Below are 20895 nucleotides of genomic sequence, written 5' to 3'. Positions count from 1 at the left end.
CTTCCGCACAGCGCCCCCCCCCCCCGGTACGTCGACGAACGCCTGCAGCAGCCGCACGGTGACACTCGGCGCGATGAGCGCCTCGCCGTCGGCAGCCGACCGGACGGCCTGCGCCAGAAGCTCCGGCCCCGTGTCCTTGAGAAGGAACCCGCGGGCCCCCGCACGCAGAGCTCCGTAGACGTACTCGTCGAGGTCGAAGGTGGTGATCACGACCACGACCAGCGGATCGGCGACGCCCGGACCCGCGATCAGGCGAGTGGCCTCCAGTCCGTCGAGCAGGGGCATCCGGATGTCGAAGAGGCAGACATCGGGGCGCAGTTGTCGGGCCAGGCTCACCGCCTGTTGTCCGTCGGCGGCCTCGCCGACCACCTCGATGCCGGGCTGGGCGTTCAGCATGATCCGCAGCCCGTTGCGGATGATCGCCTGGTCGTCAGCGACGAGAACCCGGATGGGCACCGCTGTCCGTCCTTCCTCGGGGCAGCTCGGCTTGAACACTCCAGCCCCGGTCGGCGCCCGGGCCGGCCTCCAGCCGGCCGCCCAGCAGGGCGGCGCGCTCACGCAGCCCGGCAAGACCGTACCCGTCGCGGCCGCGGCCGGTTCGCAGGCCGTCGTCGCGCACCGTCACCCGGACCCGGTGCCGTTCTCCGGTGACCCGGACGGTGATCCCGGTCGCGTCGACCGCGTGCCGCATGGCGTTGGTCACCGACTCCTGCACGATGCGGTAGACCGCCGCGTCCACGGCCGGAGGCAGCGTGTCGACCTCGCCGTCGAGCCGCAGGTCGACCCGGAGGCGGCCGGCGGGGGCTCGCACCAGGCGCTCCAGGTCGGCCACGCCGGCCGGGGGCGCCAGCTCGGCGCCGCCCCCGCCGTCCCGCAGCGCGGCGACCATGGCCCGCATCTCCTCCAGCGTGCGCGCCCCCTCCTCCTCGACCCCCAGCAGCGCCTCGACGGCGGCGACTGAGTCCGTGGCCGCGACCACCCGGCCGGCCTGGGCGCGGATCACCATGGCCGACACGTGATGGGCCACGGTGTCGTGCAGTTCCCGGGCGAGCCGTTCTCGCTCGCGGGAGCGCACCCGGTCCAGCTGGCGCTGCCGGGCTCCCGCACGGAACCGGACGGACGCGCCGATCAACGCGGGCAGGAACAGGAAGGCGAAGCCCGCGACCTGTTCGACGGCAGGAGTCCGGTCCGTGAGGACGGACAGCGCGAAGGTCGCGAGGATCACCGCGCTCCCCAGCACGATCTCGCGTCCCGAGCCCCACCGGGGCAGCGCGTACACGAGCACGAGCACGACGAGGCCGGTGTACAGGCCGACCGGTTCGGGCGGGGCAGCCACCAGGGTGGCTGTCTGGAGTGCCATCATCGCGCCGAAGCCGAGCACGACGACGGCCAGCGGGCGGGTCCGGCGCCACAGGGTCAGCACGCAGACCCACACGGTGAATACGACGGCCACAGGCCGCCACACGACGTCCTCGCGCAGCGCGGCCTCCAGCACGACGCCGCCCAGGCTCACGGCGAGCAGCGCCCAGTCCCGCCACACCCTGCCGGGCGCGCCGGGCGGGCGCGGCTCGGTCCACAGCGCACTCAGATCGTCTCGCAGCACGGTCCTCAGCCTAGGGAGTGCGCCGCGCCGCGCATCGGTCAAAAGGACGGGACGCCTCTCCTTCCGCGGGCGGACGCACGCGCGGCCTGCCGGCCGATGTCCACGAGCGTCGCTGCCGCGAACCTCTCTGCGTGGCTGCCGTGCGGAGGTGGCCGGTAGATGGCAGGAGGACCCGATGCTCTCGAAAGCCCTGTCCCTTGTGGGCGCAGGTGCCGCTCGCCGTCCATGGCGGGTGATCGCGGCATGGCTGCTCGCCGCCGCGCTCGCGGTCGGCGCCGCGCTCGCCTTCGGAGGGCGGACCGCCGACTCGATGTCCGTTCCGGGACTCGACTCCCAGCAGGCGGCGGAGTTGATCGAGCGGGCCGGAACAGGTCAGGACGGGATGACCGCGCAGGTGGTCGTCACCCCCGTCGGCCCGCAGTCGACGTTCTTCGACGACGGGGCGGCACGCGCGGCGCTGGCACGGTTGCAGGCCGAGGTTGGACGGCTGCCGCACGTGCTCGCGACGAGCGACCCGGCAGGAGCACTCGGCTCGGGCGACCCGGCAGGAGCACTCGGCTCGGGCAGGGACGCCGCCGCCCGCGACGGACTGGTCTCCACCGACGGGCGGGTCGCTGTGATACGGCTCCAGTACCCGGACCAGGCCCGGCTGTCCGCCGCGGACCTCGACGCGCTCGTCGACCTCGGCGACCGGCTTCGCGCCGAGCTGCCCCTGCGGATCGAGATGGGCGGAGAGCTCTTCTACGTCTTCTCCGATCCCGACGGCGGCGTGGGGGAGCTGATCGGCCTCCTCGCCGCGGCCGCGGTCCTGTTCCTCGCGTTCGGTTCGCTCGTCGCCGCCGCGCTGCCGATCGGTATGGCGCTGCTCGCGCTCACCGTCGGCGGCGCCGTGGTGACGGTCCTCGCGGGGATGACACAGATCCCCACCTTCGCACCGGTTCTGGGCGCGATGGTAGGACTCGGGGTCGGCATCGACTACGCCCTGTTCGTCCTCGCCCGGCACCGGGAGTACCTCGCGCGCGGGCTCCATCCCCGCGCGTCGGCCGGGCGGGCGGTGGCCACGGCCGGGCGGCCCGTGGTCGTCGCCGGCGGCACCGTCGTCGTGTCGATCCTCGGCATGGCGGTCGCGAACGTGCCCTTCCTGACGGTGGGTGCGGTCGCGGTCTCGATCGTCGTCCTGGTCATGGTGGTCGCGTCGGTGACGCTGCTGCCGGCTTTCCTGGCCCTCGCGGGCCCGCGTCTCGCCCGGGTGGGCCGGTTCGGCCCCGCCGCCCGGGGGCCGCGACGGATCATCCGGCGGGGAAGGCTCGCCCGGCGACGGATCACCGAGGCGGACATGATCCCCGCGTCCGGTTGGCGGCGCTGGCTCGCGCACGTCAACCGGCATCCCGTGCCGTACGCGGCCGGTGCGGCCGGGCTGCTGCTGGCCGCGACGCTGCCGGTGATCGGCCTGCGCGTGGGGCTGCCCGACGACGGGTCGTTGCCTCGGGCTCGCACCGAGCGCCGCGCTTACGACCTGGTTGCCGAGGGGTTCGGTCCGGGCGTCAACGGTCCCCTCGTCATCGCGGCGGACCCCGCCGGTGACACGGGGATGCTGGACCGGCTCGTGGCGGCGGTCTCGGCGGACCCGGGCATCGCGTCGACGGCACCGCCGCGGGTCGACCGGGCCACCGGCGTCGCGACCCTCGTGGTCTTCCCGACCACCGGGCCGCAGGAGGAGACCACGGCTGAGACCGTCGCCCGGCTGCGCGCCGACGTTCTGCCGCCGGTGGTCGGTCGCGGTCCGGCGCGGGCTCATGTGGGCGGCGCCGCGGCGAGCCTGTCCGACGTGGGCCGGCGCACGAGCGAACGCCTGCCGGTGTTCGTCGGCGCCGTGCTGGCACTGTCCTTCCTGCTGCTGTTGCTGGTCTTCCGGTCGGTACTGGTACCGCTCAAGGCGGTGCTGCTGAATCTGCTCAGCATCGGCGCGGCCTACGGCATCCTGGTCGCGGTGTTCCAGTGGGGCTGGGGCGGAGCACTGATCGGGCTGGAGACGACTGTTCCGATCGTGTCGTTCATCCCGATGTTCCTGTTCGCCATCCTGTTCGGCCTGTCGATGGACTACGAGGTGTTCCTCCTGTCGCGTGTGCGCGAGGAGTACCTGCGCACCGGAGACAACGGGGCGGCGATCGTCCGGGGCGTCTCGGGCACGGCCCGGGTCATCACGTCGGCGGCGCTCATCATGGTGGCGGTGTTCCTGTCCTTCGCCGTCGCCGAGGACCCTTCGACCAAGATGTTCGGGCTCGGTCTGGCCACCGCGGTCCTCGTCGACGCCACCGTGGTCCGCATGGTGCTGGTGCCTGCCACGATGACGCTGCTCGGCCGGGCCAACTGGTGGTTGCCGGGGTGGCTGGAGCGGGTACTCCCCCGGGCCCCGGCCGGCGTCGAGGGCGGGGCCGGCACCGGGGCCTTCGACGACACCGAGACCGGGACCAAGGCCGGGACCGAGGCCGTGGGCGTGGCGGGTGCGCCCGGGTTCCGGCTCCGATCCGCCGGAGTGCCCTCGAACGGGAGATCCGCCGATCACGCCTGACCATGCGGAGGTGACGTGGTGACACCGCCGGCCGGTCCGACCCCTCGCCTGACTGACGTCCATCGCACGGCCCTCGCACGTCCCCACCCGGCTGTCGCTCGGCCGTCGTCGCCCGGCTGTCGCTCGGCTGCCGCAGGGCCCTCGCAGGGCGGAGCGTCCCGGCGGGAGAGCGTTCGCCGGGCACGTTCCTCGGCCTGGCGTCGTGGTCGCGGCGGCGGCGCACTCCCGACGCGTTCCGCTCCGCGGGCGCCTGGTCGGCGGGCCTCGCCGCCCGGCGGCGATCGGGCGGCCCCGGCTGCGCACGGGCTGCGCCGGGCACCGGTGTCCGGACGGGAGCCCGGTCCGGGACGCGTCGGCGGCGCCCGGGCCCGGCTGACGAACACCGACGCCGGCGGCCGCAAACGGCACCGCCGCGTCTGCCGGACACCGCGGCGGACGCCCACGGTCATCGGGTGCCGCACGGGTCCCGACGGAGCCTTGCCCTGGAGGCGGCTACTGCCGCGACCGCATGGGTTGCTCGGCTTGCGCCCTCCCCCGCCGGGAGGCGTCCTCGGCGGCGCCCACCGCTGTTCGTGCCGCGTCCACGAAAGCCGCGATCGCCGGGTGCGTGCCGCCGCCCGCGCGGAAGGCGACCTTCGAGCGGCGGAAGAGGGGCAACCGGGTCAGGACGACGTCCTGCGGGGCGTGCACGGTGGCCATCTCCGGTACGAATCCGGCTCCTTGCCCGATGGCGGCCAGTGCCAGGACCGTACGGAAGTCGTTGACCTGGTGGCGGATGCGCGGCTGGAAGCCGGCCGCCTGACAGGCGCGTACGGCCATCGCGTGACCGGTCGTGCCGTCCCGGGCCGTGATCCATGCGGACCCTGCCCACGGTCCGAGCAGTTCCGCCAGCGTCTCGCCGCGTGCGGCGGGACCGGGTGGCGAGGCGCTGTCGGCGGGGCCGGCGGTGGCCAGGTACATCGGCTCCTCCAGCAGGGGCACCTGGTCGACCGTGGTGTCCGGTGTCGCGGGCACGAAGTCGTAGTCGTGGACGAGCGCCACGTCGAGTTCGCCGGCGCGCAGGCCGTCGGAGACCCGCGCCGAGTCGATCTCCCGCACCATCGGTTCCAGAGCGGGATGCCGCTGGGCCAGCGCGGCCAGCGTGGTTGGCACGATCGCGGGCCCACCGGAGGGGAACGTCCCGATCCGCAGCGGCCCGCCGATGCCCTCGCGGACCCCGGCCAGCTCGGAGACCGCCAGTTCGAGTCGTTCGAGAACGGCGTCGGCGTGGGCGACGAGAGTGCGGCCCGCGGGTGTGAGGACCACCCGTCTGCCGCTCCTCTCCAGCAGGGGCACGCCCGCCTCGCGCTCAAGCACGCTCAGTTGCTGGGAGACGGCCGAGGCGGTGAAGGTCAGTGCCTCCGCCACCGCCGCGATGGTGCCGCGTCGGTCCAGTTCGCGCAGCAGGTGGAGACGTCGCACATCGAGCATAAGGTGAGCTTACGCATAAGCGAAGAAGCATGAACTGGATCTACTGGTTCGGGTCCGCCAGGCTGGGCTCATGAAGCCTGAAGCGACCCTGACCGGCCTGTTCGTCCCCTTGGTGACCCCCTTCACCGACGACCTGCGCCTCGCCCCGGACACGCTCGCCCGCCTCGCCGACGAGGCCCTGTCGGCCGGTGCTCGCGGACTCGTCGCCCTGGGCACCACCGCGGAGGCGGCCACGCTGACCGCCGAGGAGCGGCAGGCCGTGGTCCGCATCTGCTCGGCCGCCTGCCGGGCCCACGGAGCACCGCTGATCGTCGGCGTCGGCACCAACGACACCGCCGCCGCCGTCACGGCCCTGCGAGAGCTCGCTCGGAGCGGCGACGTCGCCGCCGCGCTGGTTCCCTCGCCGCCCTACACGCGGCCCGGTGAGGCGGGAACACTGGCGCACTTCACGGCACTTGCCGAACACGGGGGCCTGCCCCTGGTCGTCTACGACATCCCGTACCGCACCGGCCAGCCCCTCGGCACCGGCACGCTGAAAGCGCTCGCAGACCTTCCTCAGGTCATCGGGGTCAAGTACGCGACCGGTGCGATCGACGCCGCCGCGATGGAGCTGCTCGGCTCGTCGACGCCCGGCTTCGCGGTGCTCGGCGGCGACGACGCCGTCATCTCGCCGCTGCTCGCAGCGGGCGCCCGCGGCGGCATCCTGGCGTCGGCCAACGTCCGCACCGCTGACTTCGTCCAGCTGATCGACCTCTGGCGTGGCGGCGCAGCCGAACCGGCCCGCAGGCTGGGAGCCGAGCTGGCCCGGCTGTCCGCCGCGCTCTTCGCCGAGCCGAACCCGACGGTGATCAAGGGGGTGTTGCACGCCCAGGGCCGCATTCCCAGCCCGGCCGTCCGACTGCCGTTGCTGGCTGCCTCGGCCTCTTCGGTCCGACGGGCGGCGGACCTGGTCGTCGCCCGTCCCCACCGGCCCCTCCAGGAGAGTGCGGCCTGACACTCGCCCGAGGCCCGCGGAGAGGAGTCCGATGGACGACGGCACCTTCTCGTGCGCGACGCGTCGAGCTCGCTCACGGCTTCGGCGGCGGCGCAGGAGGGCCAGGACTCAGGCAGGGAGCCGATAGCTGGAGCAGGACCCGGTCGTCAGGATCGGCAGGACCGGAAGGACCGGAAGGATTCGTCCGCGAGTCGCCTCCTGAGTCGAGGAGGGCCGCTGAGCGGGGCGACGCACCGCGCGCTGCCGCCGGTCGCGGGAGCGCTCCGAGCGCCGTGCAGACACCCCGGGTCAGCTCACGACCACTTCCGCCCACCGGCTGGTGCCACCGAAGTGCTCCCGGACGCCGCACCGGTCCGACAGCGCCATGACGATGTCGATGCCGCGGCCCTGCTCGTCCGGGGCTCGCTCGGCTGCCGACTGTCCGGCCGCGGGCGCGGGCCCCCTGTCGGTCACCTCGACCCGCAGTACGGTGGCCCGTCCGTGCCCCATGAGCCGCGAGAGCCGAAGCGTGGCCGGGGGCTGCGCGTGGACGACCGCGTTGGTGAGGAGCTCCGAGGCAAGCAGGAGCACGTCGTCGACGACGTCCGCGCGCAGGTGCCAGCCGGTGAGGACCGCGCGTACGCGTCGCCGGACGGCCGGGACGGCCACGTGAACGTGGGGCAGCGGAAACACGTGTACGGCCTGCCGCTCGCCCACCTCGCACGGCGCCGCTTCTCCGCGAGGAGCCGCTTCCTCGTCGGGAAACACAGTGCCGACCTGCGTCACTGTCATGTGCCCTCCTCCGGGTCGCGCTGCCGGCCAGCAGAAGGCCGGGCGTGAGGGAACGCTACGGAGCACGCCGCGACCGGTCAACGAACAGGGGTCGGCATTACCGAACGACGGTCCCCGCACCGGCTCGCCGGTCGTACGATCGAGTCATGGTCGGCCCTGTGCAGTCCATAGAACGGGCAGCGGCGATCCTGCGTCTGCTCGCCGCCGGCCCGCGCCGACTGGCACTGGGCGAGGTGGCGTCGTCGCTCGGGCTGGCCAAGGGCACCGCTCACGGCATCCTGCGCACCCTGCAGCACGTGGACTTCGTCGAGCAGGACACGACGACCGGGAAGTACCAGCTCGGGGCCGCTCTGCTCCACCTGGGCACCAGTTACCTGGACGTCAACGAACTACGGTCGCGCTCCCTCAACTGGGCCGACGCCCTGGCCGCCCGCAGCGGGGAGGCCGTCCGCCTGGGCACGCCCCTGGAAGGCAAGGTGCTCATCGTGCACCACGTCTTCCGGCCGGACGACACCCTCCAGACGTTGGACGTGGGCGCGCTGCTGCCGTTGCACGCCTCCTCGCTCGGCAAGGTCCTGCTGGCCTTCGGGGCCGCGCCGATCGAGCCCCTGCTGACGGCCGGACTCCAGGCGTACACCCGGCACACCCTGGTCCTCCCGGAAGACCTGACCAGGGCACTCGGCGAGATCCGTGAGCTCGGATGGGGAGCCGAGACGCAGGAAATGAGCATGGGTGACGCAGGAGTAGCCGCGCCGATCCGCGCCCACGGCGGCCTCGTGGTGGGCGCGATCGGCGTGTCCGGGCCCGTCGAACGGATCTGTGACACCAAAGGCCGGCCCCAACCGGCCCTGATCACCCTGCTCCGGGAGGCCGCACGGGCGATCTCCAGAGACCTGGGCGCGGCCCGCTGGTAGGCCCCGGCGGCTTCGCCACGCATCGGAAGGCAGGTCCGATCATGGTTGCACGGTATGTGATGTCCATCGACCAGGGCACCACCTCCACCCGATGCATCCTGTTCGACCACCGCGGGCAGCTGGTGTCGGTCGCCCAGCGCGAGCACCGCCAGTACTTCCCCCGTCCGGGCTGGGTCGAGCACGACGCCGTCGAGATCTGGCGCAACCTTCAGCGCGTGGTGCCCGAGGCGCTGTCCGGTGTCGGCGTGGACGCCCGGCAGATCGCCGCCGTCGGGATCGCCAACCAGCGAGAGACGACCGTGCTCTGGGACCGGCGCACCGGCACTCCGCTGGGCAGGGCGATCGTCTGGCAGGACACCCGCACCGGCGCGCTGGTCGACGACCTCAGAAACCGGCCGGGAGACGACTTCTTCCTCGAACGCTGCTGCCTTCCGCCCTCGACCTACTTCTCCGCCCCTCGGATCCGCTGGCTGTTCGACCACGTCGACGGGCTGGAGCAGCGCGCCCGGGCGGGCGAGGTGCTGTTCGGCACGATGGAGAGCTGGCTGATCTGGAACCTCACCGGGGGAACCGACGGCGGCCTGCACATCACCGACGCGACCAACGCCAGCCGCACCATGCTGATCGACATGCGGACGCTGGCCTGGGACACCGAGCTGATGGAGTTCTTCGGGGTCCCGCGCCGGATGCTGCCGGAGATCCGGCCCTCCGCCGAGGACTACGGCGAGGCCCGCGCCCTGCTGCCCGGCGTGAGGATCACGGCCGCCCTCGGCGATCAGCAGGCAGCGCTGTTCGGCCAGACCTGCTTCTCGCCCGGCGCGGCGAAGTGCACCTACGGGACCGGCAGCTTCCTGCTGATGAACACCGGTACCGACGTCGTCCGGTCCCGGCACGGACTGCTCACCACCGTCGCCTACAAGATCGGGGATCAACCAGCCGTCTACGCCCTGGAGGGCCCGATCGCCGTCACCGGCTCACTGGTCCAGTGGTTCCGGGACCGTCTGGGCCTGATCAACAGTGCCCCCGAGATCGAGACCCTGGCGCGCACGGTGGAGGACAACGGCGGCTGCTACATCGTCCCGGCGTTCTCCGGTCTGTTCGCACCCCACTGGCGCAGTGACGCCCGCGGTGTCATCGTCGGCCTCACCTCGTACATCACCGCGGGCCACCTGGCCCGAGCGGTACTGGAGGCCACCGGCTGGCAGACGCGGGAAGTCGTCGACGCCATGAACGCCGATTCCGCTCTGGCCCTGAGCCAGCTCAAGGTCGATGGAGGCATGACATCCGACAACCTGCTCATGCAGTTCCTGGCCGACGTGCTCGACGTTCCCGTGGTGCGGCCCCTGGTGGCCGAGACGGTCTCGCTGGGCGCGGCCTACGCCGCCGGTCTGGCGGCCGCCTACTGGCCGGATCTGGAGGTCCTGCGCCGCAACTGGCACCGGGCCGCCCAGTGGCTGCCGGCCATGGACCCGCAACGGCGGGAACAGGAATACGACAACTGGAAGCGAGCCGTCGAGCGGTCCCTCGGGTGGATCCGGTCCCCCGGACCCTCGTGAAACCCTCCTGGCGCGCGTCGCCCGCGCTGTAGGCATCCTCTCAGAAGCCGTCGAGGAATGTGGGCGCGTGCCGTTTCCGCGAAGTCCTCCTGATGCCCCGTCAGCGGCGTTCCGAGTCGATCGGCAAGAGACTCCGCGTCCACGCTCAGCCGTGCCTCAGGGGGTGCCGCGAAGTCGACGTCGTCCGCTCGGCAGTCGGACCAGATCGTGCCCCGGTGCCTGCCACTGGTGGTCAGCCACCATCTCCGGGCGCCGGTCAGAGGTCTCGGCAGATCTGGCGAGCCTTGGCCAGGTCCTTCTTCACCGCCGGGTCGAAGTCGAAGACCCGCGCGTGGCGCTCCTGTGAACGGCGGACGGCCCGGGCGAGCTCCTCGTACTTCGGGTCGCCCGCCGCGGCTGACGCGGACAGTGTCCCGGCTGCCGCATAGCGGTTGAGGGCGATCTCGCCGGCTGGGCCCTTCTCGGCGTACTTCTCCGGGTCGAACCCGTCGAGTGCCGCACAAGCGGCACGCGCGTCCGCTGCCGGGGTCCCGTCGGCGGCGGTGGAGGCAGGGTCGGCGCTCAGTACCCACACGGCGCCCGTCCCCGCGGCTCCGAGAACCACCCCGGCCAGGAGGGACAGCATCACGGTCCTGGCGCGTCCGACGGGCCGTTGGGAGGCCGACGAGACGGGAGCGGGGGTGGTGTGAGACTGCTGTGGCTGCATCCGGCCAAAGGTATCGTGACCTGATCTCCGCTCAGCGGGCGGTCCGACGTACCACTCCAGCCGGCCACCGGCGGGCGCTCCCTGCGCCCGTCCGGCGAACCTGCCCTCGCCTGAGATTCGTTGGGTGGACATCCGGTCGGCCCGGCATGGTCCGCGGCGCCCGCCGCTCCGGTCGGTGAAGTCCCCGTGTGCCGCCGACGCGACGGCCTCGCTCACCCGGAGACACACAAGCAGGAGGGCATGCCGGCGTTCACCCGCTCAGAGGGCGGTTTCGTAGTCCTTGAGAGAGCGAGCAGCCGCCCAGCCTCGGGACAGGGCCTTGGACACGTCCAGGACCACGGAGTGTGCCAGCTGGTCCACGGCGTAGCGGGTGAGCGGCGGCTCCGCGTGCGGGCTCAGCCGGGCCAGCTTCTGAGTGGCTTCCGCCAGGGTGCGGGCCAGGCCCAGCGGGATGTGGCGGAGGCGGGCCCGTACGCCGTGGGCGCGTAGCACCGTGCGGATCGCCTCGTCGCGGTCGTAGGGCGCCGGGTCGGCGATGTTGTAAGCGCCCGGCGGCCAGTCGGCGGCCAGCAGGCAGGCGTCGGCGAGGTTCTCGACGGCGGTCAGGCTGAGGCGGACGCTGGGGCCGGGCAGCACGAGCAGTCCTCGTCGGACGCGGAACAGCAGCCGGGGCACCAGGTGGGGGTCCCCGGCCCCGTAGACCGCCCGCGGCCGCAGCACCACGGCGTCCGCGGCGAGCGCCAGCGCCTCACCGGCGGCCTTGGTGCGGCCGTAGGCGTTGAGGTGCCCGCGTACCGGATGGTCCTCGGTGATGCGGGAGCGCCGGGTGCCGGGTGCGTAGACGCTGGCGCTGCTCACCCACACCACGGGCCGGCCGGCGGCCGCTTCCAGGAGCCGCGCCGTCCCGTGGACGTTGACGGCGTGCATGGCGTCCTCGGCCGGTGAGCCGGGCACGGGGTCGCCGACGGACGCCGCGCAGTGCACGACGAGGTCGGCGCCGGACAGGTCGGGCACCTCGCGTGCCGCGTCCCAGGGAATGTGTCGGCCGACCGGGCCTGGTCGGCGTCCGACGCACAGGACGTCGGCGCCGCGGGCGGCGGCCGTGGTGGCGACGTGGGAGCCGCAGAAGCCGCTCGCGCCGGTGACGGCGATCGTGGTCATCGGTTCTCCGTGGTGGGACGGGCGCCGGCCGCCCGGACGGTGAGGGAGTGCCAGCCGGGCAGGGCCGCGTCCCGGTCCACGCGGGCGCCCCGGACCGTGGGCCGGTGGGGGGCGAGCGCGGCGAGGGTGTCGTCGAGCTGGGTGCGGGCCAGGCGCGCGCCGGGACAGGCGTGGGGGCCGGCGCCGAAGACGAGCTGGGCGACGGTGCGCGGTGCCGGGTGACGGGCGTCCGGCGGCCGGTCGTGCGAGCGGGCGGCGTGCCGTGCGACGAGGACGAGGCGGTCCCCGGCGCGTATCGGGCGGCCGGCCAGTTCCGCGTCGGCGGCCGCCACGCGGGGCAGCAGCGGGGAGGGGGCCGTCACCCGCAGCAGTTCGTCGACCAGGGTGGGGCGCAGCCGGTCGTCGGCCGCCTGCTCCCAGAGTCCCGCGTCGGCGCACCAGGCGGCGGCGCGTGGGAGGGCGGCGACGGTGGTGTTGACGGCGGCGACCGCGAGCATGGCCCGCAGGGCCGGCTCCGTGGCGTCGCCGGGCGCCGGGGTGAGCAGTGCCTCCAGCCGTGCGGTGGCCGCGGTGGCCGCGCGTGCGGTGCCTCGTGGCCGGGGGCCCGGCAGGTGGTCGCGTACGGCGGTGGATGCCGCCGCGGCGGCGGCAGCGGCGATGTCCTCCGGGTCGCCGGTCGTGCCGAGCAGCGCGCGGACGGTGGCTCCGGCCAGTTCGCGGGCCAGCGGTACGAGGTCGACGTCGCGGCCTTCGGCGAGCGGGGCGAGGCGGCGGTGCAGAACGTCCTGCCACACCGGTCGCAGCCGCTCCACCCCGGCCACGCCGAGATCGTCGGCGACGGCGCGTCGGGTGGCCCGGTGGCCGGTGCCCTCCTGGTCGAACAGTGTGCCGCCCGTGGACAGTTCGCGGGCCGCGCCGCCGGTGGTGCCGGTGGCGGTGCGGTCGAGCGGGATCCGGGTGAGGGCCTGGCGGTAGGGATCGGTGCCGTGCACCACTACCGTGCCGCCGATGCGGGCGACCGCGCGGCGGCGGACGGCGGCGAGGAGGGCGAACAGCACGGGGTGCGATCGAGTGTAGACGCGCCGGTCGCGGCGCCGGGCGGCGCGGGTGGCGCGGGTGGTGGTGTGGGGCGGCCGGGTCATCTGATGTGTACCTGTTTCGGGTCGGAGGGTCGGTAGCGGCGGTCCCAGCTCCACAGCAGGGTCCGGCGGGCGCCCCAGGCCCGTAGGCGGCGCAGGCTGGCGTGGACCACCATGCGCTCGGCCCGTGCGATCCGGTCGCTGTGCTCGCGGGCCCGGTTGAGGAGGACGACGTCCTCGGGCGGGCCTTCCAGCGGGGTGCGGGGCGTGCCGCCGCAGCGCAGGTAGAGCGCGGCCGTGATGGCGAGGTTGTGACCGTGGCACAGTACGTAGGGCGTGCGGTAGCGCGGGTGTCGGTGCTCCGCGCGGTAGCGCCCGTACAGCGCGGTGGCCCGGACGACCGCCGGGAGCAGGTACCGCTCGGCGAGCGTGGGCCGCTCGTCGCGGCGCGGGAGGCTGCGGCCGCAGGCCATCTCGGTGCCCTGTGCGAACTCCCGGCGCGCCGCGGCGATCCAGTCGGCGGCGGGCAGGCAGTCGGCGTCCGTGCGTACGAGCGTCGTGGCGCCGTGTGCGACGGCGTACCGGAATCCCGTGTCGGCGGCGGCCCCGGTGCCGCGTTCCTCCTCGTGGACGAGGCGCACCGGGAAGGGCGCGCCGACGGCGAAGCGGCGTACGACGCGGGAGGTCGCGTCGGTGGAGGCGTTGTCCACGACCACCAGGGTGAAGTCCGTGTCGGTCTGGGCGGCGAGTGCGGCGAGGGTGGCCCCGATGCCGGCTTCCTCGTTGTAGGCGGGAACCACGGCCCACAGTGACGGTGTGCCGCCGGGCGCGGTCATCCCCGGCCCCGTTCGGCCAGTCGCCGGGCGGCGAGGCGCGCGGTCGCGGCGCGGTCGGGCTTGAGGGAGCGGCCGGCCAACGGGATGTCGGTGAGCAGTACGGCGTCGGGCCGGGCGGAGCCCATGCGTCGCAGCGGCCCGGCCAAGGCCGCGCGTAGCGCGGCGCGGTCCGCTCCGGGCTCCGGCTGGACGACGGCGACCAGCCGTTCGTCCCCGTCGTCGGCCGGCACTCCGACGAGCAGGGCCAGTTCGACGCCGGGGACGTGCAACGCCGGCTCGTACAGCCCGGGGTAGATGTTCTCGGCGTGCCGCAGGACCATGTCCTTGCGGCGGCCCTCCAGCACGATGCGACCGCTGTCGAGGCGTGCCCGGTCGCCTGTGGCGACCCACGGGTCGGGCTCCTCGCCCAGGTAGCGATCGCGCGCGGCGGGACCGGACAGCAGCAGCTCCCCGGAGGCGTCGGTCTTGGCCGCCACTCCGGGCAAGGGGATGCCGACCAGGTCGCCCTCCGCGGTGAAGGCGGCCTTGTCGGCCTGTTCGACCGCCGCGGCGGGGAACAGCTCGGTCAGCGCGTAGACGCCCCACGCCTCGTCGGCGCCCGCGTGCTTGACGCGGCTGAGCAGCTCGGCGCTCGCGGGGGCCGAGCCGGTCCACACCCGCCCGCTGAACCGGCCGCCCACGGCGAGCAGCCGGCGCAGCTGCGGCGGGGTCAGATAGGTGGCCTGGGGTGCCAGGCGGCGCAGTTGGCGGGACAGGACCTGCGGGGAACGGGCGGGCAGTGCCACCGGTGCGCCGCCGGCGAGGGAGGGCACGAGGACGAAGAAGGTGCCGCCGAGTACGGGACGCCCGGCCCGGGGCCGTACCAGCCCGGCCACCGCGGCCATGCCGGCCGCGAGCGAGGAGCGGGTGTGCACCACCGCCCGGGGCCGGGAGGTGGTGCCCGAGGTGAACACGATGACCGCGTCGCCGTCCTCGTCCACCGGGCGCGGCAGCGGTGCGGCCCGCGGGCCGGTGTCCAGGGCGGGGGCGCAGCCGGGAAGCCGCGGCCCCACCGTGGTCACCGGTCCCAGCTCGGCGAGGTCCGGCAGGGCCAGGCGGGCGCGGCGGGCGAGCGGCCGGGCCCATCCGGCGGCCGCCTGAGCGGTGGCGTCGGCGAGGACGACGTCGGGCCGGGCCAGGGCGAGCCGGGTGCGCAGCACGTCCGGCCCCGCTCCCGGGTCGAGCACCGCGGCCCGCGCGCCGAGTCGGTGCACGGCCAGCATCACCGCCAGGGCCCGGGGCCCGGGGCGCACGGCGACGCCGACGGTGCCGCCGCGTGCGATGCCTCGCGTGTGGAGGGAGGCGGTGTAGCGGTCCGCGAGGTCGGCCAGCTCCCCGTTGGTGGCCCGGGTGCGAACGGCCCCGGTCCGGGTGGTGCCGAGGACGGCGGGCCGGCCGGGGTGGCGCCGCAGGGTGTGGGCGAGGGTGTCGAGCATCAGCGTGGGTCCTCCCCGTGACGGCCGGGCCCCTTGTCGAGGTACCAGCGGGCGGTGCCGACCAGGCCGTAGGCGCGCAGCCGGCGGGTGGAGTTCTCCACGACCATGTCGCGGGCGTGGACGACGGCGGTGGTGTGGCGGCGCACCCGGTTCAGGAAGAGCCGGTCGGTGGGCGAGGGCCGGCGGGGCATCCCGCCGACCGCCTCGTAGAGGGCCGCGGTGACGGCCATGTTGTTGCCGGCGTGCATCCGGTAGGGGGCGAGGTAGCCGTGACGGCGGTGGTGGGCCGGGCGTACCCGGCCGAAGAGGGCGGCGACGCGGACCAGCGTGCGGAAGGCCGCGCGCCCGACCGGCCCGTGCTCGTCACGGCGTGCCTCGATCCGTCCGCACGCCAGGCCCGCGCCGTGCCGCAGAGCGCTGCGGGCACCCGCCGTCCATCCGGGGTGGGGCAGGCAGTCGGCGTCGGTGCGGGCCAGCAGCGTCGCGCCGTGCTCGATCGCATACCGGAAGCCGGTGTCCACGGCGCAGCCCACGCCCTTCTCCGGCTCGCTGAGGACGTGGACGGGGAAGGGCGCCCAGCGGGCGAAGTCGTGGGCGACGGCCGCGGTGCCGTCGCTGGAGGCGTTGTCCACGACGACGAGGGTGAAGTCGCGGTCGCGCTGGGCCGCGAGCGCGTCCAGCGTGGCGCCGATCCGGGTCGCCTCCTGGTGTGCGGGCACCACCACCCACAGGGACCTCATGCCTTCTCCCACACCATCGTCATGATGCTCACGCCGCCGCCCAGGCCCACGAACAGGATCCGGTCGCCGGGACGGAGCCGGCCGTGGACGCGGTCGAGCTGCACGCCGAGCGTGGCGCTGGCCATGTTTCCGAGTTCTGGGACCGTGACGACGAGCCGGTCCCGGGGGACACCGGTGAGTTCCACGAACCGCTCCAGGTACGGCACGGTGACCTGGTGCACCAGGATGTGCCGGAAGTCGCTCCACGCCAGTCCGGTGCGCTGCCGCATCCGGTCGAGCACCGAGGTGCCGACCTTCTCGAACACCTCGCGCAGTTCGCCGCCGTCACCGTGGAAGTACGTGTGCTCGTCCCCTCGGGGATGGCGCGAACCGCCGCCGAGGATGCCGCCGACCGGCCAGTGCTCGGAGTGGGTCTCGGTGTCCACGTCGAGGATGCCGCCCCGGTCCACCGCTTCCAGGACGACCGCGGCCCCGGCGTCGCCGAAGGTGTAGCCCGCGAACCCGTCCCGGAGCTGGTCGGGGCCGCGCGGATCGTGCCGGACCGCGCGGCTGGGGGTCTCCCCGGTGACGACCAGGGCGTGCCGGGCGCGGCCGGCGAGGATCATCGCCCGTGCCGTGTCGATGCCGTTGACGAAGCTGTTGCACGCGTTGGTCACGTCCAGCGCGTGCGCACGGGACCCGAGTTCGGCCTGGACGATGTGCGCGGTCGCCGGTTCGGCCACGTCCCGCGTGGCGGAGGCGAACACCAGCAGGTCCACGTCGTAGGGGGCGAGCCCGGCCCGCGCCAGCGCCGTACGCGCCGCCCTCACCGCGAGTGTCGAGGCGTACTCGGACTCCGCGGCCGTGCGGCGCGAGGTGATGCCGGTGACCCGTTCGAGCATGCGCGCCGGCAGGGACAGCCCGGAAGCCGCGGCGAGCCGTTCCTGCATCTGCCGGGACGTCACTTCGTGCTCCGGCAGGCTGGACGCCACTGCGGTGATGCCCACCCGGTGGCGCGCCGGCTCGTGGGCAGCGTGATCTATGTGCATGGGCTGGACGCTACGAGCGCATCAGGGCCACCGCCTGAGCGCTGGTACTCAACTGCCCTAGGTGATCGGCTCGGCCACCGGCTCTCTGCTCGCCCCCGTCGCACAGGCGGCCACCGGGAGATCGGCCGGCGCTGCCACCGGTCAACGCCTCGGCCACGGCGGGTGCGGAGAGCACGCGGCCGTCCGCCGGGCAGGCTGTCTGGTTCTGCGGCGGGAGTTTCCGGGCGAGTCCGGCGGTGGCTTCGGCGAACACCTCGCTTCCCTTGGCCGTGACCCTCATCCGGACGATCCGGCCCGCGCCGCGCCACCCGACGCCGGCGCCCGGTGGCTGGGCCGTGGAACCACCGGAAGCCCTATACCCGTGGCCAACCAGGTCAAGTCCGGCCGCGCAGGGACGCGACGGGCCCGCACCGGGACTTGAAACGACCGATGCCGCAGGGTGAAGGGTCGGCGAACACCGTCCGCACGGGGTTCTGTCATGCGGTTGCCCCGCCGTAGCGTCGCCGGTATGTCTGACGTTTCCCGTCGTGGGGTTCTCGGCGCTCTCGCCGGTGGAACCGCTCTGTCCTTCCTGCCGGCGTCCTTGCACCGGGCGATGGCTCTGCCGATGCCGCGCGGCGGCCTGCGTGCCGTCGAGCACGTGATCGTCCTCATGCAGGAGAACCGCTCCTTCGACCACTACTTCGGGACACTGCGAGGGGTCCGCGGATTCGGCGACCGTACGCCGTTGAGGCTGCCCTCCGGGGCGGGTGTCTTCGAGCAACCGCGTCCCGGAGGCGGAAGGGTCCTGCCGTTCTCGGCCCGCCGGGCAGCGGTCGAAGCGGGTCGCCCGGAGAGTGACATCCAGTTTCTGGGCGCGCTCGCGCACGGCTTCCGCGACGCCAACCAGGCCCGGGGCGAGGGCTGGTGGAACGACTGGGTCGCTGCCAAGACACAGAGCACCATGGCCTTCTACGACCGGCGGGACATCCCCCTCCAGTACGAACTGGCCGACCGCTTCACCGTCTGCGACTCCTACTTCTGCTCGGTCTACGGCTCGACCAACCCCAACCGCAACTACCTGTGGACCGGCACGACCGGCCACGAGCCCGACAGCGCCGCACGCGCCGTCACCAACGCCGCCTACGATCACGACCACGCGGGCTACACCTGGACCACCTACCCCGAGCGGCTGGAAGCCGCCGGGATCTCCTGGCAGATCTACCAGGAGTGGGACAACTTCACCGACAACGCGGTGGAGTACTTCCGCACCTGGAAGGAGATCGGCCGCAAGATCCTCTCCAAGGTCAGCGGCCGCTACGCCACCACCGAGCACTTCTACGAGAGCCTGCTGACCAGGAGCCCCGAGCAGCGCCAGGCCGAGCTGGCCGAGTTCCAGCAGGGTGTCGACACGCTGACCGAGGCGGAGCGCCGGCTGTTCCTGCGCGGCGCCTACCGCTCCGAGCCGGACACGCTCGTCCAGCGGATCAGGTCCGACATCCACCAGGGCACCCTGCCGAAGGTCAGCTGGATCGTGCCGACGGCAGCCCTGTCCGAGCACCCCAGCAGCTCCACCCCGGTCGGCAGCGCCAACCTCGTCCACGACCTCCTCGACGCCATCGCGAGCGACCCGAAGACCTGGTCCAGGACGGTTCTCTTCCTCAACTTCGACGAGAACGACGGCTACTTCGACCACGTGCCGGCCCCGGTCGCGCCCCGGCCGCCCTCGGGCGACGACGCCGACTGGTTCGACGGCAGCCCGGTGGGCCCCGGCCCGCGGGTGCCGATGACGATCGTGTCGCCCTGGACCGTGGGCGGATTCGTCAGTTCCCAGGCGTTCGACCACACCTCGGTGATCCGGTTCCTGGAACGCTGGACCGGGGTGCACGAGCCCAACATCAGCGCCTGGCGCCGCAGCGTGTTCGGCGATCTGACGTCGGCGTTCGACTTCCACAGCGGCCAACGCCCGCCCGAGGTCGAGCAGCCCGGCCCCGTGCCGGCACCGGTCGGCCGCTGGCATGCCGTTCCGCCCGCGGACCAGTCGCTGCCCGAGCAGGAGCCCGGTACCAGGCGGACCCGCCCGTTGCCCTACCGGTTGTCCCTGCGGACCGAGGTCACCGGCGACCGTGTCCGCCTCAGGCTCGGCAACGACGGCTCCACCGGCGCCTGGTTCAGCGCCCACCCCGGTGACGGCACCGCGCCGCGGACGTGGACCGTGCCCGCGACCGGAACAGCCGACCACGAACTCCCGTACGGCGACGACGGCTACGACCTCCAGGTGCACGGTCCCGGCTGGTCCGTCTGGGAGGTGCGCGGCACCGGTGTGGGCGCCGAGGCGTACCTCGCCCCGCATCCGGTCGACGGCCACCTGAGGATCGTGTGCTCCAACCCGTCCTCCACCACCCGCACCCTTCTCGTCGGTGAATCGGTCCACCCCCACGGGCACCGCGACCGCGTGCACACCGTCACCCTGAGGCCGGGCGCGTCCCGAACGGTGCGGCTGCGCCCTGCCGGCCACGGCTGGTACGACGTCGTGGCCGTCGACCGCGACGACCCGTCCTTCCTGCGCCGCATGACCGGCCGCCTGGCCCACGACGGGCCGGGGGTCACCGATCCGGCGACCGGCACCCCCCACGCGCTGACGGCGGTCATCGGCCTGCCCGAGCCCCCGCCGTCGCTGGACACACCGTTCACGCAGGGCAGTCCCACCGATGTCGTCGTCACCCTGCGCAATCAGAGCCGCCAGCGGCTCGACGGCCTCTCCACCGCGCTGGTCGTTCCGTCCGGCTGGACGGTCGAACGAACCGCCACGGCTCCGAGAACTCTCGCGGCCGGTGGCTTCGCGGACGTACGCTTCACGGTCACCCCCCGCAGCGACGCCTCCGCGGGCCGACTGGCCGTCGCCGCGCACGCCCAGGGTGGCGGACTGCTCCGGCTCGCCGACACCCGGGTGCGCACCGGAGTCGCCCCCGCTCTCACCGTCGCGCTCAGCGGCCCGGCGCACTCCCCCGGCACCGACGGCGCCGTTCTGTCCCCGGGCAGACCCGCCACCGTGCGGGCCGTCGTCACCAACGCGGGCAGCACGCCGCTCACGGCCCTGGCCGCCACGCCCGCCCTTCCGGAGGGCTGGAAGGCCACCGCCCGTGGCACCGTGCCGGCATCCGTCCCGGCACGGTCGAACGTGACCCTGTCCTGGGACGTCGTCCCACCGGTCTCGGCGGCACGCGTCCGCGTCACCCTCAGGACCACCGTCACGGCTGAGCGGAGCGACGGCGGGAGCGCCCTGGAAGCGTCCGCGGCCCTGCCCGTCGTGACCGGTCCGGTCATGACCGGCCACCTCCTCGCGGAGGACTTCGAGTCCGCCGCCCCCGCACTCGCCCCGGCCGCCGATCTCCCCCGCCCCGGCCTGCTCGGCTGGACCCGGACCACCCCCGTCGGCTGGACGGTCACCAACGCGCCGGACATGCCGCAAGGCAGCCGGGAACTACAGGGCTGGACGCTCATGTCCAAGCAGTTCTGGTTCCCCGCCGGGCAGAATCGCCCCCACTTCACCCGCGGGCTCGGCGTCGTGGCCGTGGCCGACCCCGACGACTGGGACGACACGGGCGGCCCGTCGGGCCGGGGCCGCTTCGACTCGACGCTGAGCAGCCCGTCGGTGGACATCCCGCCCGGCACGTCCACCCTGCACCTGTCCTTCGACTCCCACTACCGGCAGGAGAGCCCGCAGGAGGCCGAGGTCACGGTGGACTTCGACTCCGGCGACACGGTGCGGTTGCTGCATTACTCCAGCGCCGCGTCCGGCAACAGCAACCACGGCCGGGACCAGGAGAACCTGCTGGTCCGGCTCTCCTGCCCGGTCCCGGCCGGGGCCACCTCGGCCAGGGTGAACTTCCGCCTCTTCAACGCGGGCAACAACTGGTACTGGGCCATCGACCACATCCGTCTGGGCACCGCACCCATCGCCGACTCCTGATCGGAATGCCGAGCGGCCGGCGTGACGGGTGGTGCGAG

The 20895-nt window shown here is 73.7% G+C and carries 16 protein-coding genes; 5 read left to right on the top strand and 11 right to left on the bottom strand.

The annotated features are described in order from the left end of the window. Nucleotides 1-456 (bottom strand): response regulator (locus ACSLTV_RS30020; RefSeq protein WP_435613225.1); only part of this gene is annotated, 456 nt, incomplete at its 3' end. Further along, nucleotides 431-1603: a sensor histidine kinase gene (locus tag ACSLTV_RS30015; protein WP_432158164.1), complete on the bottom strand. Its 1173-nt coding sequence runs from the start codon at nt 1601-1603 to the stop codon at nt 431-433. The genes ACSLTV_RS30015 and ACSLTV_RS30020, both read right to left, overlap by 26 nt. A gap of 175 nt (nt 1604-1778) precedes the next feature. Here ACSLTV_RS30015 and ACSLTV_RS30010 point away from each other — a divergent pair, with 175 nt between their 5' ends. Next, nucleotides 1779-4175 carry an MMPL family transporter gene (locus tag ACSLTV_RS30010; RefSeq protein WP_432158163.1) on the top strand — a complete coding sequence of 799 codons (2397 nt, stop codon included), beginning with the start codon at nt 1779-1781 and terminating at the stop codon, nt 4173-4175. A gap of 492 nt (nt 4176-4667) precedes the next feature. Here ACSLTV_RS30010 and ACSLTV_RS30005 read toward each other — a convergent pair whose 3' ends face one another. Further along, nucleotides 4668-5645, bottom strand: a complete 978-nt coding sequence (locus ACSLTV_RS30005) for a LysR family transcriptional regulator (RefSeq protein ID WP_435613224.1) — start codon at nt 5643-5645, stop codon at nt 4668-4670. Nucleotides 5646-5715: 70 nt separating this feature from the next. On the opposite strand from ACSLTV_RS30005, the gene ACSLTV_RS30000 reads away from it, so the two are divergent. Further along, a complete protein-coding gene (locus ACSLTV_RS30000) occupies nt 5716-6639 on the top strand; it encodes a dihydrodipicolinate synthase family protein (protein WP_432158161.1) in 924 nt (307 codons plus the stop codon). 288 nt (nt 6640-6927) lie between these two features. Here the strand turns inward: ACSLTV_RS30000 and ACSLTV_RS29995 are convergent, their stop codons facing one another. Continuing rightward, a complete protein-coding gene (locus ACSLTV_RS29995; RefSeq protein WP_435613223.1) occupies nt 6928-7410 on the bottom strand; it encodes an ATP-binding protein in 483 nt (160 codons plus the stop codon). A gap of 146 nt (nt 7411-7556) precedes the next feature. Here ACSLTV_RS29995 and ACSLTV_RS29990 point away from each other — a divergent pair, with 146 nt between their 5' ends. Both ACSLTV_RS29990 and glpK read left to right on the top strand, forming a co-directional pair. Next, nucleotides 7557-8324 (top strand): IclR family transcriptional regulator, encoded by a 768-nt coding sequence (locus ACSLTV_RS29990; protein WP_432135245.1) that lies wholly within the window; start codon nt 7557-7559, stop codon nt 8322-8324. Nucleotides 8325-8365: 41 nt separating this feature from the next. Beyond that, nucleotides 8366-9880, top strand: a complete 1515-nt coding sequence (glpK, locus tag ACSLTV_RS29985) for a glycerol kinase GlpK (protein WP_432135246.1) — start codon at nt 8366-8368, stop codon at nt 9878-9880. Between the two features lie 256 nt (nt 9881-10136). Here glpK and ACSLTV_RS29980 read toward each other — a convergent pair whose 3' ends face one another. The 7 genes from ACSLTV_RS29980 to ACSLTV_RS29950 form a co-directional block, all read right to left on the bottom strand. Continuing rightward, nucleotides 10137-10586: a hypothetical protein gene (locus ACSLTV_RS29980; RefSeq protein ID WP_435613222.1), complete on the bottom strand. Its 450-nt coding sequence runs from the start codon at nt 10584-10586 to the stop codon at nt 10137-10139. A 258-nt stretch (nt 10587-10844) separates the two neighbouring features. Further along, nucleotides 10845-11747, bottom strand: coding sequence for an NAD-dependent epimerase/dehydratase family protein (locus tag ACSLTV_RS29975; protein WP_435613221.1), 903 nt, complete (start codon nt 11745-11747; stop codon nt 10845-10847). Next, complete coding sequence (locus ACSLTV_RS29970; protein ID WP_432135249.1) at nt 11744-12889, bottom strand: cytochrome P450; 1146 nt, start codon at nt 12887-12889, stop codon at nt 11744-11746. The genes ACSLTV_RS29975 and ACSLTV_RS29970 overlap by 4 nt, the downstream gene beginning before the upstream one ends. Next, nucleotides 12886-13662, bottom strand: a complete 777-nt coding sequence (locus ACSLTV_RS29965) for a glycosyltransferase family 2 protein (RefSeq protein WP_432135250.1) — start codon at nt 13660-13662, stop codon at nt 12886-12888. The genes ACSLTV_RS29970 and ACSLTV_RS29965 overlap by 4 nt, the downstream gene beginning before the upstream one ends. Next, nucleotides 13659-15137 carry a class I adenylate-forming enzyme family protein gene (locus ACSLTV_RS29960; protein WP_432158158.1) on the bottom strand — a complete coding sequence of 493 codons (1479 nt, stop codon included), beginning with the start codon at nt 15135-15137 and terminating at the stop codon, nt 13659-13661. Before ACSLTV_RS29960 ends, ACSLTV_RS29965 begins: the two co-directional genes overlap by 4 nt. Next, nucleotides 15137-15877: a glycosyltransferase family 2 protein gene (locus tag ACSLTV_RS29955; RefSeq protein WP_432135252.1), complete on the bottom strand. Its 741-nt coding sequence runs from the start codon at nt 15875-15877 to the stop codon at nt 15137-15139. The genes ACSLTV_RS29960 and ACSLTV_RS29955 overlap by 1 nt, the downstream gene beginning before the upstream one ends. Continuing rightward, nucleotides 15874-16905, bottom strand: coding sequence for a 3-oxoacyl-ACP synthase III family protein (locus ACSLTV_RS29950; RefSeq protein ID WP_432135253.1), 1032 nt, complete (start codon nt 16903-16905; stop codon nt 15874-15876). Before ACSLTV_RS29950 ends, ACSLTV_RS29955 begins: the two co-directional genes overlap by 4 nt. 508 nt (nt 16906-17413) lie before the next feature. Here ACSLTV_RS29950 and ACSLTV_RS29945 point away from each other — a divergent pair. Further along, entirely contained in the window at nt 17414-20857 is a 3444-nt protein-coding gene (locus ACSLTV_RS29945; RefSeq protein WP_432135254.1) for a phosphocholine-specific phospholipase C, read from the top strand. Nucleotides 20858-20895: the final 38 nt, after the last annotated feature.

It is taken from the genome of Streptomyces sp. bgisy159 (assembly GCF_965341775.1).
Classification (GTDB): Bacteria; Actinomycetota; Actinomycetes; order Streptomycetales; family Streptomycetaceae; genus Streptomyces.
This window is presented reverse-complemented; position numbering and strand designations above follow the sequence as displayed.

What these genes read in the sequence shown, in the direction of transcription:
- ACSLTV_RS29965 (WP_432135250.1), bottom strand. Translation starts at nt 13,662, where the DNA reads ATGACCGCGCCCGGCGGCACACCGTCACTGTGGGCCGTGGTTCCCGCC.
- glpK (WP_432135246.1), top strand. Translation starts at nt 8,366, where the DNA reads ATGGTTGCACGGTATGTGATGTCCATCGACCAGGGCACCACCTCCACC.
- ACSLTV_RS29990 (WP_432135245.1), top strand. Translation starts at nt 7,557, where the DNA reads ATGGTCGGCCCTGTGCAGTCCATAGAACGGGCAGCGGCGATCCTGCGT.
- ACSLTV_RS30000 (WP_432158161.1), top strand. Translation starts at nt 5,716, where the DNA reads ATGAAGCCTGAAGCGACCCTGACCGGCCTGTTCGTCCCCTTGGTGACC.
- ACSLTV_RS29950 (WP_432135253.1), bottom strand. Translation starts at nt 16,905, where the DNA reads ATGCACATAGATCACGCTGCCCACGAGCCGGCGCGCCACCGGGTGGGC.
- ACSLTV_RS29980 (WP_435613222.1), bottom strand. Translation starts at nt 10,586, where the DNA reads ATGCAGCCACAGCAGTCTCACACCACCCCCGCTCCCGTCTCGTCGGCC.
- ACSLTV_RS30010 (WP_432158163.1), top strand. Translation starts at nt 1,779, where the DNA reads ATGCTCTCGAAAGCCCTGTCCCTTGTGGGCGCAGGTGCCGCTCGCCGT.
- ACSLTV_RS29970 (WP_432135249.1), bottom strand. Translation starts at nt 12,889, where the DNA reads ATGACCCGGCCGCCCCACACCACCACCCGCGCCACCCGCGCCGCCCGG.
- ACSLTV_RS29955 (WP_432135252.1), bottom strand. Translation starts at nt 15,877, where the DNA reads ATGAGGTCCCTGTGGGTGGTGGTGCCCGCACACCAGGAGGCGACCCGG.
- ACSLTV_RS29960 (WP_432158158.1), bottom strand. Translation starts at nt 15,137, where the DNA reads ATGCTCGACACCCTCGCCCACACCCTGCGGCGCCACCCCGGCCGGCCC.
- ACSLTV_RS29975 (WP_435613221.1), bottom strand. Translation starts at nt 11,747, where the DNA reads ATGACCACGATCGCCGTCACCGGCGCGAGCGGCTTCTGCGGCTCCCAC.
- ACSLTV_RS30005 (WP_435613224.1), bottom strand. Translation starts at nt 5,645, where the DNA reads ATGCTCGATGTGCGACGTCTCCACCTGCTGCGCGAACTGGACCGACGC.
- ACSLTV_RS29995 (WP_435613223.1), bottom strand. Translation starts at nt 7,410, where the DNA reads ATGACAGTGACGCAGGTCGGCACTGTGTTTCCCGACGAGGAAGCGGCT.
- ACSLTV_RS29945 (WP_432135254.1), top strand. Translation starts at nt 17,414, where the DNA reads ATGTCTGACGTTTCCCGTCGTGGGGTTCTCGGCGCTCTCGCCGGTGGA.